The sequence below is a fragment of the Robertmurraya siralis genome (genome assembly GCF_005502275.1).
Lineage (GTDB): Bacteria > Bacillota > Bacilli > Bacillales > Cytobacillaceae > Robertmurraya > Robertmurraya siralis.
On the sequence record NZ_SWLZ01000015.1, the window covers coordinates 96692 to 112748 of the forward strand.

Below are 16057 nucleotides of genomic sequence, written 5' to 3' on the forward strand. Positions count from 1 at the left end.
GGTTGAATGATGTGGTAAAATGAATGAAAAGGAGGCTTGTCCATGAATCGAATAAACTTGATTACATTAGGTGTTAAAGATATGAAAAAATCGCTTATTTTTTACCGGGATGGACTTGGTTTTAAGACGTCTGTATCAGAAAAAGAACCTGAGGTTGTTTTTTTTCAGAACGGGGGAACAAGATTGGCACTCTATCCATTAGAGGAATTAGCGAAGGATATAAATGCGGAAAATCCACCTGTAGGAAACGGATTTTCCGGGATAACAATTGCTTATAACGGAAAATCAAAAGAGGAAGTTGATTTAATGATGAAAAAGGCGGAAGCAGCAGGTGGAAAAATTGTTAAACCGCCTGAAAAGGTATTCTGGGGTGGATATAGCGGTTATTTTTCAGATCCTGATGGCTATTATTGGGAAGTAGCGTATGGAGAAATGTGGCAGTTTGATGAGAATGACATGCTTATAATCGAATAATGAGGATGCCTTGCATGAGTAAGTGCAGTGCAGGGGCATTTACGGTGGAGTTAGAGAATCTTTCAATAAAAAGGTTTCACTAGCAATGAATCAAAAGCTATATGGTTTTCCAAAGCCTTTCGAAAAGCTATAGTAGTGATTTTTAAATATAGGAAAGTGAGGGGAAAGTAGAGATGAATTTTAAGCTGGAAGAAGCGATCGAAATTTTAGAAAGGACACCTAAAACACTGCAGTTTTTCCTTTCCGGTTTATCTGAAGAATGGCTAAAGTGCAATGAAGGGAAAGATACTTGGAATATTTCAGAAATAGTTGACCATCTCATTGAAGCAGAGCATAGCAATTGGTTGGTGCGTTTAGAATTTATCCTGCAAGAAGGCGAGAATAAACCATTTCCTCCGTTTGATCGCAATAAGCATTTGCAGGAAAAAAGAACAACTGAAATTGAACAAAAGCTGGAGGAATTCCAAATAATCAGAATTCGGAACATTGAGCGCTTAAAAGATCTCGTCGATCCGCAAATTCATTTAGAGAAAAAAGGTTTTCATCCGGCGTTTGGAGCTGTAAAGGTTAGAGAACTTATTTCTACATGGGTCGTTCACGATTTGACCCATATTGCTCAAATGGTTAGAGTGATGGCGGAAAGATACCGCATCGATGTAGGACCATGGATTGAATATTTAGGCATTTTAAATAAGAAAGTATAGGATAGAAAACGGCGTTTTAGTCCATTAAACTAAACGCCGTTTCATTTATTGAAAAAAGAAGATTCCCATTAATGAATAAATGATCACAGTTGAAAAAAGAATGGTCATATGCAAGAGGGAATATATAAACATTGATTTCGCCCATTTATTTGCATCCATTTTTTTGGAGCCATAAATACTCAAAATAAGCCAACCGACACTCAAGATCAAGGCAACGAGCATTAGTCCAAGACTTAAAGTGCCAAACAGAAAGCTCATCGCAACCATAATAAATAGGTAAATATTAGTTTGTGTATAGGTTCTTTTTACTCCTTTTACGACCGGGAGCATAGGAACCTTCGCCGCTTCGTATTCTTCATGGTTACGAATAGCAATCGCATAGAAATGAGGCATTTGCCAAATAACGGTAACAACAAAAAGGCCGATGATTGCTGGATGGGTAATATCGGGATGTATCGCCGCCCAACCGATAAGTGGAGGCATTGCGCCAGAAATACTGCCAATTTCCGTGTTATAAATCGTTTTTCGCTTCGACCACATCGTATACGGTACGACATAAAAAAATAATCCGAGAAAGCCAAGTAGAGCTGCCAATGAGGTCGCCAAAGCGAGAATGCTAATTCCTAAGATTGACATCACGATGCTCAACACAAAAACAGTGCTAGGTGAAACCTCACCTGTAACAGTTGGTCGATTACGAGTCCGTTTCATAATCGCATCAATATCCCGATCATAAAGATTATTGAAGGCGCCAGCTGCGGCGATGACGAGCGTAGTTCCGATAAAAGCATAAATAACGTTTGGGTAGACCTCAACTAAATTTTTTTGATACGTAAAAATTGCGAGGGTCAAACCAGCAAACATTGGTATTAAGTTGGATTTAATAATACCTGCCTTAACAGTGGCAGCAATAATTTTGGACAAAGGTCGTTTTGGAATCGCCAGTGTACTTTGATTCTCATTTATCACTTTAAGTAGTCCTTTACAATAAATTTCGCCATTACTGTCATATTATATGATACGACATGTGATTTATATCACCTTGTGATAGCAATACTATTTTACCATCATTCCAATAATAAATTAAGTACCATGCATGAAATTAAAGAAAAGCGTTGTGGAAAGCGGGATTTCTTGCAATCATCTATTTTAAGATTAAAGCCATGACCATCATTCTAATACTGAGAATGATTTTTAAGGCTGAAAGCTCTGTAAACGTTTTATTTCTAAAATGGTTGGAAAAGAGTGTAGAATATAAAAAAGAGGGGGAATTCATAATGGACTTAGGGTTAAAAGGGAAGTCAGTATTGGTTTTAGCATCTAGTAAAGGACTCGGAAAAGCGATTGCTCAAGAATTTGTTCGTGAGGGTGCACGGGTCATGATTACAAGTCGAGATGCGTTAGCATTGCAAACAGTTGCGAGGGAAATGAGAGAAGTAAGCGGTGAAGTGCAGGCACAGCCTTGCGATATTACGAAATTAACGGATATAAAGGAACTTGTCGAAAAAACGGTTTCAGCATTTGGAACGATCGATATTTTAGTCAACAATTGCGGAGGGCCGCGTGCAGGAAATTTTGACGATCTTGATGATCAGGCGTGGCAGGAAGCATTTGAATTAACATTGCTTAGCTATATTCGTTCTATTCGTGAAGTACTTCCATATATGAGAAAAAATGGTGGAGGGAAAATTGTCAATATTGCTTCGATTTCCATTAAACAACCATTAGACAGATTATTATTATCAAATACTCTAAGAGCAGGGGTAAACGGTTTATCAAAAAGTTTATCGCAAGAATTAGCGAAAGATAATATATTGATCAATACTGTTGGACCGGGAAAATTTGCTACAGATCGGGTTATTGAAATTGATCAACAGCAGGCGGAAAGAAAAAAAATGACCATTGAAGACTTGCAAAATGCAGCACAAGCAGCTATTCCATTGGGGCGCTACGGCGACCCGCAAGAATTTGCAAAAACGGTTGTATTTTTGGCTTCCGATGCGAATACATATATTACCGGACAAGCGCTAATAGTCGATGGAGGCTTAACAAAGGCACTTTAAAATTGATGGCCTTTCAGGTTTATTTAAATAGCGACAAAAATATACAATAACATTATTATGTAAACTGGATTATTATTGCTCGTTCTCATCGACATTTCAAAAGGCTTCTGTCGAAAATTGTTATATTGTAATAATAAACTTTTGCGGACTATGTAATAGAAATGTTAGGTGATTACAGGAATATTACAGTGTTGTTAAAAAATTCAAATCTAGAATACAACCTCTCGAATGTTATAGACGTATAGAAATAGGGTATGGTAGTCTATAAAAGCAACTGGGAGGTTTGAATATGAAAAATAGAGAAGCTTACTATGATAATGCGAAGTTTTTTCTTATCTTTTTTGTTGTATTTGGCCATTTAATCCAGTCCTATATACACGAAGACAAATTTATCTATTCGATTTATACGACACTATATACATTTCACATGCCGGCATTTATTCTAATTTCAGGTTTCTTTGCAAAGGGTTTTTATCAAAAGGGCTATCTCAAAAAAATCACTAAAAAATTGATTATCCCTTATTTAATTTTTCAGGCGATTTATTCGCTCTACTATTATTTTCTTATCGATCAAAGTGTCACAGCAATGAATCCATTAGATCCTCAATGGTCTCTATGGTTTTTAATGAGCTTGTTTTGCTGGAATGTAATGCTGTTTGTGTTTGCCAAATGGTCACCAGTTATTTCCTTGTCTATCGCTGTTGCTATAGGAATTGCTGTGGGCTATTTTAATGAAATCAGCAACTTTTTAAGTTTATCTCGAACTTTTGTGTTTTTTCCTTTCTTTCTTCTTGGCTATTACTTAAAAAAGGAACATTTCGAAAAGGTTAAGCATATTAAGTTTCGCTATTTATCCTTTGGAATTTTATTAACCATTTTTCTCGTTGTCTATATTGCCCCAACTTTTGAATATAGATGGCTATTCGGTTCCAAGCCTTATGATGTCGTGAATGAATATGAGATTAATGGCGGTTTCATTCGCCTTGGCGTATATGTGGTAGCCTTGCTTGCTACTTTAAGCTTTTTAGCCTTAGTACCTCGCCGGCGTTACTTCTTTACGAAATGGGGAACAGGTTCAATCTATGTCTACTTATTACATGGCTTTTTTGTGAAATACTTTAGAAACAGTCAATTTGAAGAAGTATTAAGTGAATCAGAGCAAATTATTGTGTTAATTTTCCTGTCGTTAATCCTAACAGGTATTTTGTCCAGCAAATGGATTCGTAAAATTGCTCAACCATTAATCGAGTTAAAGCTTGACTTTTCGAAAAAATATGCGGTTGATGGGGGTAGTAAGCAACGGAGAGTGTAATACATGTTATAAACAGGATTAGGGAAGACTCCTAATAAGCAATTATTAGGGGTCTTTTTCAATGAAAAAATATATCGTTTCTATGATCATGATGACAATTGCATGTTCCATCTGTTTTCCATCTTCTTCCGCTGGTCGTGCTTTGCAAATTGTTGCCTTCGGTGATTCGATCACATATGGAACAGGTGATCCATTAAAGAAAGGTTATGTAGGTAGAGTAGAGGAGAGACTTGAAACAATAGATCAGACAGTTCGAATGAAAAACTTTGGTGTACCGAAGTTTACGTCGAATGACATATTACAACTATTACAGCAAAGAAAGATATTAAGAAGAGTTCGTCAAGCAAACTATATTATTCTCTACATTGGTACAAATGATTTTCGCCAAAGTGCGCAATACGTATTTAATCCGCTTCCAAAAGAAAACCTATCGAAAGGAAAGAACTTTTTTTTAGTCCGCTTTAATCAAATCATTGAGCTTTTAAGACAGCATAATCAACATGCTCCAATAATTGTTTTAGGGCTTTACCATCCGTATATTGAATATGAAAATGAAACAGAAATTTTCAAAACGATTGAAGGCTGGAACCAATCATTGAGAAAGGCGGCGCAAGCTTTCCAACAAACTTACTTTGTCCCAACAGCAGATTTGTTTCTGAATGATGAAGAAAAACATTTATTTAGTGATTCATTACATTTGAATGCACAAGGCTATGAGCTTTTAAGTGAACGCGTTTTTCAAAAGTTAATATCTTTGGAAGAGAATTGATAAGAGGCTTGCTGCCATTCTGTTAGCAGGCTTCTTATTTTTGTTTTTTTGATATGCCAGTGTTGATTTTTTGGCTTATTTTTTCTTTGATTTCAGGATACGCTTAGGAGAAAATCTACTGGTTTATGGAATATACGTAGTGAAAGGCGTAAAAACCAAGGTTTTTGCACGAAATGAACCAAAAATTGTTTTATCGACAATATTGTTTAATAAATATTTTTAGCAGGAAGTTAGCACTGTTTGTTGAATATAAATTTAATGTACGAGGTCGTTTGCTGTACAGTTGAGCGGCCATAATAAATGAATTTTAGAGAATACTCTTATTCTTACTTTTTAGGAGGATTTGAAAATGAAAAATGTCCTTGTCCTAGGGGGAACCCGTTTTTTCGGTCGTAAATTAGTGGAGCTTTTAATCGCAGATGGGCATCATGTCACAATTATTACACGTGGACAGTCTGGAAATCCATTTGGTAATAAAGTTGAGCATCTTGCAGTTGATCGAAAAAATAAACAGCAATTTGCGGAGAAAGTAAAAAATCGCACATTTGATCTTGTTTTTGATAATATTTGTTTTTCTCCAAATGAAGCATATGATTTCTGTGAGGTTTTCAATGGGAAAATTAACAAACTAGTGTTTACTTCAACTTTATCGACATATACGATGGATGGAAGAGAAAAGCATGAAGCAGATTTTGATCCTTATTCTTATGAAATTACGATGGGAAACAGCACGGATTTTTCTTATGGGGAGGGGAAAAGACAGGCTGAGGCGGTGTTTTTTAAGTATGCCAAATTTCCAGTTGTTGCTGTACGTTTTCCTATTGTCATGGGGAGCGATGATTATACAAGACGCTTGCATTTCCATATTGAACGTGTGATGAACGGGGAGCCGATTGGTTTTGCTAATATGGGGTCAGAAATGTCTTATATTCATGCGGAAGAAGCTGCCCGTTTTTTACAATGGGCGGGGGAAACCGATATCGAAGGACCATTCAATGCTACTGCAAATGGAAAGATATCCTTAAATGAACTAATAAAAATAATTGAAGCGCACACAGGCAACAAGGCAAACGTTGTATCCAATGGGGAGGAAGATACTTTATCACCTTATGCGATATCTGAATCGTGGTATATGTCGAATAAAAAAGCTGTTGATAAAGGTTTTTCGTTTACTGATTTAGAGGATTGGCTTCCGCCATTGGTGGAAGCGATTATAAATGAGATGAAATAGTCGTTAATCTTCACAGAAGTAAGAGCGATCCGCTATAATAGGAATGTTTTTATAATAGTGAAATGGAGAAAAGTGAAATTTGATACTTGTCATTGATAACTATGATTCTTTTACATACAATTTAGTTCAATATATATGTGAATGCGGCTTTGGTGTGAAAGTGGTCCGTAATAATCAAATAACTTTAGATGAAGTGAAGAGTCTTAAACCAACACACATTGTTATTTCGCCAGGACCAGGGAATCCACAAGAGTCAGGAATTTGTTTGCAAGTGATACAGCAATTGTATAAGTCAGTCCCGATTTTGGGTGTCTGTCTTGGACATCAAATCATTGCACATGCTTTTGGAGGGATCGTAAAAAAAGCAGCTCAACCCATGCATGGGAAAGTATCGTATATTAAGCATGACGAAAAAGGGGTGTTTCGTGGCATTCAAACCCCCTTGCCTGTAATGAGATATCATTCTTTAATTGTGGAGAATCCCCTCCCAACTGATTTTGTTATTAGTGCTGCAACGGAAACGGGAGAAATCATGGCCATCCGCCATAAATACCACCCGCTTGAGGGCGTACAATTTCATCCAGAATCAATTTTGACGGAGTCTGGGTTAAAAATGATTCAAAACTTTACTGAACTGAGGAATATCAATCATGAATGATAAAAATCGAAAGTCACCATTATTATCTTTTGAATTTGCTACAGCCAAAGGTCAGATCACGCCCCATACCTTTAGCGACCCAGAAAAAATCATTATGGCCCAGACAATTGAAGAGGTAATTCCGAGTTTACAAAAAATTGAAGAGGCTGTAGAGGAAGGATATTATGCAGCGGGATTTCTTACATATGAAAGTGCTCCAGCATTTGATCCGGCATTTAAAGTAAGAGAAGGCAGTAAAATGCCGTTACTATGGTTTGGGCTTTTTGCCGATATCGACCATTTACCGTTAAACAGTTGTGGTTCTTATCAGACTACTTCGTGGCAGCCTTCTGTTCAAAGAGATGAATATGATGCAGCTATAGAAATGATTAAGAAGCATATAGAATATGGTGACACGTATCAAACTAATTTTACCCTTCGTCTGCATTCTGAATTTGAAGGAGATGATCTTGCTTTTTTTAAACACCTGAAAAAAGCACAGTCATCAAACTATTGTGCGTATTTGAACATAGGTGAACATCGCATTTTGTCGGCTTCACCTGAATTATTTTTTCATTTAAACGGCAATGAAATGACGACGAGGCCGATGAAGGGTACGATTAAACGCGGTCGCACTTATGTCGAAGATATAAATTATAAAAAGTCATTGCAAAGTTCAGAAAAAGATCGAGCTGAAAATGTCATGATTGTTGATTTATTACGTAATGATTTAGGGATGATTTCAGAGCCAGGTACAGTGAAGGTAGAGCAGCTATTTAACATTGAGCCGTATCCTACTGTTTTTCAAATGACTTCCACGATTACATCAATGATTCCGGAACATACATCCATTACCGATGTTTTTAAAGCTCTTTTCCCTTGCGGTTCAATTACTGGGGCTCCCAAAATTAAAACAATGGAGATAATCTCTGAGTTAGAAAGAGAACCGCGGGAAGTATACTGTGGAGCGATTGGGTATATTACACCTGATAAGGAAGCAATTTTTAACGTTCCGATCCGAACGATTTTGATTGAGGAAAAGACAAAAAGGGCTACATATGGCGTTGGTGGGGGAATAACGTGGGATTCAACGACAACGGGTGAGTACGATGAAGTGGTTGCGAAAGCAAGTATTCTTCAAGAAATACGAACAGAATTTCAGTTGCTCGAAACAATTCTTTTAGAAGATGGGGAATTTTTCTTGCTTGCGGAGCATCTGCAAAGGTTGCGCCACTCGGCATCGTATTTTGGCTATGCTTTTTCAGATGAAAACTTGCAAAAAAGGCTCTTAAAGTTGGCAACTAGTAAAAATGCGGGACAATGGAGAGTACGCCTTCTTTTAAGTGAAAACGGGGAAGTGACGATAGAATCTCATCCTTTTAGTACTACGGTTCAGACAGCCCATCAGGTGATTCTTGCCGATGAACCAGTAAATAGTGCAAGCCTTTTTTTATTTCATAAAACAACTAATCGAGCTCTATATCGTCATTTTCAAAACAAGTTTCCCCATGTCTTTGATGTCCTTTTGTGGAATGAAAGTGGAGAGATAACAGAATTTACGAATGGAAATATTGTAGTAGAACTGGAGGACAAGCTTTGGACTCCTCCTGTGGGGTGCGGACTGCTCGCTGGAACGTTTCGAAAGCAATTATTAACAAATGGCATAATTGAGGAAAGAATACTTACAAGAGATGATTTAAAGTTTGCGCGCAAAATTTGGTTTATTAATAGCATAAGAAAGTGGGTAGAAGTAGAATTCGTTTAAACACGGCAAAGACAAGGGCAAATAGCCCTTGTCTTTTTATTGCAGCGCTTGTTCTAATGTTGAAAGGTTTTTTTTCATCAGGCTAAAATAGTCCTCACCATTATTCCTCTCTTCTTCTGAAATGGACTCCATTGTGTATAAATAAAGCGGTGTAGCACCAATTTCATTTTTTACAATTTCTGCGATCTTAGATGTAACATTCTGTTCGAAGAGAATATATTTTAGTTGCTTTTCCTGTGCCAGCTCTGCAATATTTTTAAGCTCGCGTTGAGATGGTTCATTTGCTGGCGTAAGGCCAGATACTGCGATTTGTTTAATCCCGTAGCGCTCCTCCCAGTAGCCATAGGCAGCATGTGATACGAGGATTTCTGGATTATTCTTTGATTCTACTAAATCTTTAAACTGCTGATCTAGTGTTGTCAACTCATCAGTCAATGCCATAAAATTATTTTCAAAATATTCCTGTGCATCAGGGTTTAATTCAATTAGAGCCATTTTAATATTTTCCGCAAGTTTGACAGCACGCGTCGGATCTAACCAGATGTGAGGATCGATTCCTCCGTGGTCATGGTTGTGTTCGTGCTCATCACCACCATGTTCATGATCATGGTCTTCAGTTCCGTGACTGTGTTCATCATCACCATGGGCATGTTCGTCAACTTCGTGTTCATGCTGGTCTTCATGAGTAATGGCATCAACACCATTTGCAGCTTCAACAAATTTTACATTCTCGTTTTTTAAGGAAGTAGCAATTTTCTCTGCAAAAGGTTCCATATTTAAGCCGTTATAGATGAACGCATCGGCAATGGCTATACTTGTCATTTGTTTAGTCGTTGGTTCATAGCTATGTGCATCAGCCCTGGCTGGGATAATACTTTCGACTTCTACATAATCTCCGCCTATTTTCTTAATAAAGTCTTCAAGAGGATAAAGAGTCGTATAGATGCTCAATTTATTTTTCTCGTCCTCTAAAGATGTTGTTTGTTCAGTCCCATCGTTTTTCTGGACGTTGCTACAGCCATAGAAAAATAAAGATACGACAAAAATAAGTGCTATTATGAAATTTCGTTTCATTTAAGTACCTCTTTTCAAAAATAAGTTCGATATTGATAATATCGTAATCATTACGAATTGTAAATAGTAATAATTACGTTTTATTTAAAAATATCAGTAATAAATGATGTTGTCGCAAATATAATAGACTATACCTTTTCAGCAATACTAGATTTGAAAGACAGATCCAGAAGAGCGAATTTTCGCGGTGGGAGATGAATAAGGAAATGGATAAGCTGCATTCCTATTTACTAGATCTTACAGGATTAGTAGTTTTTGTTATTGTTGTATATGTTGTGATGTTCAGTCAGTTTGCTGGTGAACAAGTATTAAATCATCTTCCTAATTCGTTTCAACAGTTAAATACTATTTTTTTAAGCATACTAATAGAAGCAATTCCTTTCGTTTTAATTGGAGTGTTCATTGCCGGCTTCATTCAAACATTTATTTCCGAGGAACATATCAGAAAATGGATTCCAAAAAATAGATGGTTGGGGATCTTTATGGGCTGTGTTGTTGGTGCGTTGTTCCCTGCTTGTGAATGTGGAATCGTGCCAATTATAAGGAGATTAGTAGCAAAGGGGGTTCCGATCTATGTAGCAATAGGTTTTATGTTAACGGGTCCGCTTATTAATCCCATTGTCGTTTTATCAACATATATGGCATTTGGAAATGATGCAAAAATGGCGTTGCTGCGAATGGGGATAGGTTTTCTTGCAGCACTTATGATCGCTTGCATTATAAGTGTTTTTTATAAAACGAACCAATTAAAACATGCGATAAATAATTCAAGTTCAAATCACGTACATCATCATAGCCAAACATTTTTACAACGTCTGGAAGGAATGATTAAGCACTCTATTGATGAGTTTTTCGATATGGGGAAATTTTTGATTATAGGGGCGTTCATTGCCGCTTTTGTACAAATTTATGTATCTGCACAATCGCTGTTATTATTAGGTGACGGGGTAATAGGCTCAACAATCGTCATGATGGGGCTGGCTTATTTTCTATCACTTTGTTCGGAAGCTGATGCTTTTATTGGTGCTTCATTTATGAATTTATTTACACCGACCTCAATCCTAGCCTTTTTAGTATACGGTCCGATGATCGATTTAAAAAATACGATTATGTTATTAAGTGTATTTCGCGCAAAGTTTGTATTTGCTTTACTGGTCACCATAACGGCTATTGTGTTCATATTTGTTAGCTTAATTGGGTTGTAAAGGGGAGAAAAGAAGTGGTACGAGTTCGTTTTCAACATTTGCTAAAAGCAACTTTACTAGCAGCCTTTGCTTTATTTTTTATAAAGCTCCATTTGACTGGAGAAATCTCCAATTATATTAATCCGAAATATGAAATAATGAGCATAATTGCTTCATGGGTCTTCCTTTTTCTATTTTTAATGCAATTGTTTCGTATTTGGGAAAGAGGTGACATCCACATTGACTGTTCCTTTGCATGTTCTCATGATCATAAAGGAGAAACTATAAAATTTATTAATTATGCCATTATTCTATTTCCGTTAGTAACGGGTTTTGCATTGCAGCCGACGATCCTAGGCGCTTCGATTGCTGCCAATAAAGGTTCAATACTTCCTCATGCTAGTCTTGTGGAAACCCATGATGAAATGATTAGTAATGAAAACCATATGAAAGAAGAGGAATATAATCGGAAGTTAGCAAGTCTTGCTCAGGCAGACTTGATCAATATGTCTCCAGATATGTATTCGTCCTATCACGGGGAGATGATTTCTAATCCAGAAGATTTTGCTGGCCGCAAAATTAAATTAAGTGGATTCGTCTATAAAGAGCAAGGATTAGACAAGCATCAATTTATTTTAGCAAGATTTCTCATCACTCATTGCATTGCTGATGCAAGTGTTTTAGGGTTGTTAGCGGAGTTCAAGCAAATCCCCGACCTTAAGGAAGACACTTGGATTGAACTTGAAGGAATTATCGAGGTCACGATGATACATGGTCAAGTGCTTCCAGTTATTAAAGCTTCTGACTGGCGTATTCTCGATGAACCAATTGATCCATATGTTTATCCCGTCCTTGTTAAAATTGTATAACTTGATAATGCTATACGGTGTAAGCTTCCGATTTTTAATTAGATGAAGCTAGCAGAGGGTTTATCTTAATGGAGAGGATGTAATGCTGCGATTTGCATCGCTGTAATTGTGAAATGTCCATCCTTTCACTGGGAGCATCATAATTTTAAATTCAATTGTTTTGTAAGAAATAATCATATTCTTTTTTCAGCAAAAAAATTACCTTTGTCTATTTTCGTGCATTATTCAAAAGATACAGAAATGTAATATAAAAAATGAAACTATCCCTTTTGTCGATCGTCATTATAGGTAGGGGAATTTTATTTTCTTTTACATATGATTGATGTGGGGGAGATCGTCAATGCACAATAAACTATTTCTAGTATTTATGATATTGTTAACTGCTGGTGGCATTTTACAAGGCTGCGGGAATACAAGTGCTCAAACCGTACCAAGTGACTTAATTCATACTGAAAAATCATTTCCGGTAAATTTTTATTCATCATCGGAGCAGGGGATATTAGTCTATAAGGTGACCAATCAGGCGGATTTTGATACGCTGTGGGAACACTTTCGCCTTACAGATAATTCTGCTGAAATTGATTGGAATCAACAGTCAGCTATCTTTCTTGGAATAATCGAGTCGAGCAGTTGTCCTTTACAATATAAATTGGCAAAATTAAATGAAGAAAAGACCGAGGTTAGCTTGTATTTAGAAGTAAATTCTGAGGATGGCTGTACAGATGATGCAACGCCAAGAACAATGGTAATCGCGATGGATGCAGTGGAAATGAATAACGTTAAAGTAGTTAAGGTTGAAGACTATTTTGGTCTCAATCCAGTAGTGGAGTTTCAAAAAATAAAGGGTTCAAATGAAGAGATTTAAGGAGCAATTATTGAAAAAAGCTATCTGCCGTACATTAAGCATCTAGCTCCTTTCAAAATAAGTTATTTCATAAATTGTTTTAATGCTTGTTGAAGACTGCCAAATGTTTTCGTGTGAAAATCAAATTTGACCCCAATCTTCACAATTTTTCTTACGACTTCTGGTCTAAGACCAGTAATGATTGTATTACAGCCCATTAAGGCCGCACCATCAATTATCTTCATTAAATTTCCAATTATATCATTTTCGATCTCAGCAATACCCGAAAGATCCATAATTAACGTTTGAATATGCGCTTGACCAATCTCTGTCAGCACTTTGTCTTCAAGTATGGACGTTCTTAATGAATCAATAGATCCAATTAATGGGAGGATACAAACATCAGATGTAATCGGGATGATTGGGACTGATAGTTTTTCAACTAATTCTCTGTGAGCTGTAATCAAGGAATCCTTATATGTAGAATAACTGATAAAAAATGAATTCAAAAATTGATCGACCCGATTGTTAATTTGTAGTTCTAAATCAAAAAAATCACTCAGCTGCTTATTGTTGCTCATTTTGTAATAGATTTGAATAAATCGCCACAATGTCCTTCGAATTGCTTGAATCCATTCCAGTTTAAAGCTTAAATCTATAGAGTGTGTCGCCCAAGCTATTCCTTCTTGTTTGGCAAAAAGCGTTAGTTTTTCTTCTTCATCATCGATAATGTATACGACAAGCTTATGTGCATTATTGACAAGATCGATATTGCCAATCGCCAGAATTTCATTAATTTTATCCCGCACATTTACGGCCTCAGTCAATAATTTATTTTCAAATTTCTTGCTGTTTAGTTCAATAAATTCTTTTAGGTTATACGACTTCTCAAAATTGTATTCCATTTTTATCCTCCAGCTATCGTCTAAAATCATAAAGTTTATTACCCTTTATTTTAAGTTATTAAACTTATTAAATAAACATTAATACTATAAATATAGTGTTTTTTATGGGATGAACACAGCAATTCTGATAAAGCGTTTACATAAAAGGGGCCAGTTTTGACAACTGACCCAATGAAACGGTTATTTACGAACGAGTGCCATGACTCCTTTGTATATAATGACAAGTGCAAAGATAACGACAGCTAGTACGCCAATAATGGTTGTAACAGGAGCTAAACTTGCTAAAAAAGTATCATTTAGAGGTACTCTTAGAAGGGCAAACCCCGCTAAAATACTCGCAAGCATTAAAAGAATAAATCGATCCATGCTTCAGACCTCCTCTCCATATATGTTATGAATGAAGTATATAAGAAGTGCTGTCATATATTGAGGAATCTGAAAATAGGCATTGTTGAATATCGTGCTTTTACGTAAGATTTTTAGGAGATCATGAACTTATATGCTTGTTTAATGATGTGAAAGAATGTGAGAGGCCCTCCAAAATACTCGCTCATTTTCAAGCTGAGGTTATCGAAATGGAGAATAATGATACGTAAAGGAAGATCGAAAAGGCTCGATCCTTCCTCTCCATTTTAAGTTCGTGTCCAATAAGTAGACCCATCTCGATCACGTTCCATAAATCCATACTCGATTAAGTATCGTCGTAATGTCACATAGTCATGAAAAATCGCTTTAAGAACATCATTGATTTCTTTTTCTGTATAATTTTTTCCTGTTTCAAATTTAGTTGAAATTTGTTGGAGAACAATTAGTTTCCGTTTTTCCTTACTAGGAAAAGTGTCTAGTGGTCCATCTACTCCGTTTTTAAAATAAGTGGTTAAAATTTTTTTTCGCTCAAGTTCCGTAATAGCATATCTTTCATCCACCATTTTTGCCCCCTTATGAAATGCTACAAAGTTTTCTTCCTTCACTCCGCCGTTGTCTAGCAATTGCATTAACGCTAGAAAAACTTTCGCTTGCTTTTCTTTTTCTTTTAATTTAAAACGATGATTTCGAATGGTAGATGCACTTGAATCGAGCTTCTTGGCTATTTCTTTATCAGAAATGCCCTGAGAAAAATAATGAAGAAGCTCTCTTTGAATATCTGATAGGCCAGTATGCCTCTTACCCAAGCTCAATAAATAAGCAAACATCGATTGATGAACGATTTTAATATGCTCAGCAATCGCTTTCTTTGCTTCATAATAGATGCCTTCACACAAACTTGGATAGATGATCCCGTTTTCAAATTTTTCGTTACAGATGAGACAAATAAATTCACCACTATCTTCATTGAAAATATAGCCTTTTGCAAGGTCTTCTACAGAAGCTGACCAAAATAATGTGTTATCAATCATTTAACAAACAACTCTCTTTAATGTTTATTTAATTATAGATATAATATAAAAATGTTTATTTTTTTGTCAATTGTTTTCTTTTGTTCAAATAATGCTAAAACAATTTTGTCTACAAAAATAAATTTTTCTTATTTTTTGGTGCAAAATATTACTTGCAAATAAGTTCAGCGAATAGGTGGTGGCAGAGCCAAGTATTCAATAATTTAGCAAAAGGCTTGCTAAAAAATGTATCGATATTTGAGTGAGGTGGCTTTATTGAAGAGAGATAAAATGATATTGTATACGATTTGGTTTTTTACAGTTGGTCTTTTGTTGACTTTTGTACCAAAACACCGAATACGGCAAGCGCTGTTAGCTTATTTTTTTAAACAAAGTATGACGTGGTTATTTGGTTTACTGGTAGTAGAAAATCGCTTTATAATTTATCCTGTTCGACTTTTCAAGAAAGTCAATAAGTCCAGTTTTTCATATGAATATTTTTTTTATCCGTCTTTTTGTGCCCTTTTTAATTTATATTATCCAGAAAAAAAACCTTTTTGGATAAGGGCACTTTATAACATTTTTTACACAGGGCTGCTTACGGGAATTGAAGTTCTAGCAGAAAAATATACAAACTTAATTAAATATGTAAATTGGAGATGGTATTGGAGTTTTCTCTCGATCGGATTAACGAATTATGCGTCACACTTGTTTTATCGCTGGTTTTTTAAGGAGCATTCCTGTTAGAAAGATTTTCGGGGACTTGAACAAAAAAGAGCCCTCTTGGTATGATATGGGGTGTCAAATCTGCAGAATTGACCCCTAACTTAGTTAACCAAGGAGGACTCCA

The 16057-nt window shown here is 36.1% G+C and carries 17 protein-coding genes; 12 read left to right on the plus strand and 5 right to left on the minus strand.

What is annotated here, in order from left to right; translation table 11 throughout:
- Positions 1-42 precede the first annotated feature (42 nt).
- Positions 43-474, plus strand: coding sequence for a VOC family protein (locus FCJ93_RS16425; protein ID WP_095308680.1), 432 nt, complete (start codon positions 43-45; stop codon positions 472-474).
- A 173-nt stretch (positions 475-647) separates the two neighbouring features.
- Complete coding sequence (locus FCJ93_RS16430) at positions 648-1178, plus strand: DinB family protein (RefSeq protein ID WP_095308682.1); 531 nt, start codon at positions 648-650, stop codon at positions 1176-1178.
- 45 nt (positions 1179-1223) lie between these two features.
- On the opposite strand, the gene cyoE is transcribed toward FCJ93_RS16430, so the two are convergent.
- Positions 1224-2147, minus strand: coding sequence for a heme o synthase (gene cyoE / locus FCJ93_RS16435; RefSeq protein WP_095308684.1), 924 nt, complete (start codon positions 2145-2147; stop codon positions 1224-1226).
- A gap of 308 nt (positions 2148-2455) precedes the next feature.
- On the opposite strand from cyoE, the gene FCJ93_RS16440 reads away from it, so the two are divergent.
- From FCJ93_RS16440 to pabB, 6 genes are all read left to right on the plus strand, one after another.
- Entirely contained in the window at positions 2456-3241 is a 786-nt protein-coding gene (locus tag FCJ93_RS16440; protein ID WP_137744200.1) for an SDR family oxidoreductase, read from the plus strand.
- A 289-nt stretch (positions 3242-3530) separates the two neighbouring features.
- Positions 3531-4553 carry an acyltransferase family protein gene (locus FCJ93_RS16445; protein WP_095308688.1) on the plus strand — a complete coding sequence of 341 codons (1023 nt, stop codon included), beginning with the start codon at positions 3531-3533 and terminating at the stop codon, positions 4551-4553.
- 61 nt (positions 4554-4614) lie between these two features.
- Entirely contained in the window at positions 4615-5322 is a 708-nt protein-coding gene (locus tag FCJ93_RS16450; RefSeq protein ID WP_095308690.1) for a GDSL-type esterase/lipase family protein, read from the plus strand.
- A 349-nt stretch (positions 5323-5671) separates the two neighbouring features.
- On the plus strand, positions 5672-6553 hold the full coding sequence (locus tag FCJ93_RS16455) for an NAD-dependent epimerase/dehydratase family protein (RefSeq protein ID WP_137744201.1): 882 nt from the start codon (positions 5672-5674) through the stop codon (positions 6551-6553).
- 79 nt (positions 6554-6632) lie between these two features.
- Positions 6633-7211, plus strand: a complete 579-nt coding sequence (locus FCJ93_RS16460; protein ID WP_095308694.1) for an anthranilate synthase component II — start codon at positions 6633-6635, stop codon at positions 7209-7211.
- Entirely contained in the window at positions 7204-8955 is a 1752-nt protein-coding gene (gene pabB, locus FCJ93_RS16465) for an aminodeoxychorismate synthase component I (protein ID WP_137744202.1), read from the plus strand. Before FCJ93_RS16460 ends, pabB begins: the two co-directional genes overlap by 8 nt.
- Positions 8956-8991: 36 nt before the next feature.
- Here pabB and FCJ93_RS16470 read toward each other — a convergent pair whose 3' ends face one another.
- Entirely contained in the window at positions 8992-10029 is a 1038-nt protein-coding gene (locus FCJ93_RS16470; protein WP_137744203.1) for a metal ABC transporter substrate-binding protein, read from the minus strand.
- Between the two features lie 206 nt (positions 10030-10235).
- Between FCJ93_RS16470 and FCJ93_RS16475 the strand changes: the two genes are divergently transcribed.
- From FCJ93_RS16475 to FCJ93_RS16485, 3 genes are all read left to right on the plus strand, one after another.
- Positions 10236-11234: a permease gene (locus tag FCJ93_RS16475; protein WP_211344129.1), complete on the plus strand. Its 999-nt coding sequence runs from the start codon at positions 10236-10238 to the stop codon at positions 11232-11234.
- Between the two features lie 14 nt (positions 11235-11248).
- Positions 11249-12082 carry a TIGR03943 family putative permease subunit gene (locus tag FCJ93_RS16480; RefSeq protein ID WP_137744205.1) on the plus strand — a complete coding sequence of 278 codons (834 nt, stop codon included), beginning with the start codon at positions 11249-11251 and terminating at the stop codon, positions 12080-12082.
- A gap of 340 nt (positions 12083-12422) precedes the next feature.
- Complete coding sequence (locus FCJ93_RS16485) at positions 12423-12947, plus strand: hypothetical protein (RefSeq protein ID WP_137744206.1); 525 nt, start codon at positions 12423-12425, stop codon at positions 12945-12947.
- Positions 12948-13009: 62 nt separating this feature from the next.
- Here the strand turns inward: FCJ93_RS16485 and FCJ93_RS16490 are convergent, their stop codons facing one another.
- The 3 genes from FCJ93_RS16490 to FCJ93_RS16500 form a co-directional block, all read right to left on the minus strand.
- Positions 13010-13831, minus strand: a complete 822-nt coding sequence (locus FCJ93_RS16490) for an STAS domain-containing protein (RefSeq protein ID WP_137744207.1) — start codon at positions 13829-13831, stop codon at positions 13010-13012.
- Positions 13832-14011: 180 nt separating this feature from the next.
- Positions 14012-14197 (minus strand): hypothetical protein, encoded by a 186-nt coding sequence (locus FCJ93_RS16495; RefSeq protein WP_095308707.1) that lies wholly within the window; start codon positions 14195-14197, stop codon positions 14012-14014.
- Positions 14198-14463: 266 nt separating this feature from the next.
- Positions 14464-15228 (minus strand): DUF2087 domain-containing protein, encoded by a 765-nt coding sequence (locus FCJ93_RS16500; RefSeq protein ID WP_095308709.1) that lies wholly within the window; start codon positions 15226-15228, stop codon positions 14464-14466.
- Between the two features lie 270 nt (positions 15229-15498).
- Here FCJ93_RS16500 and FCJ93_RS25785 point away from each other — a divergent pair, with 270 nt between their 5' ends.
- Positions 15499-15954, plus strand: a complete 456-nt coding sequence (locus tag FCJ93_RS25785; protein ID WP_137744213.1) for a CBO0543 family protein — start codon at positions 15499-15501, stop codon at positions 15952-15954.
- Positions 15955-16057: the final 103 nt, after the last annotated feature.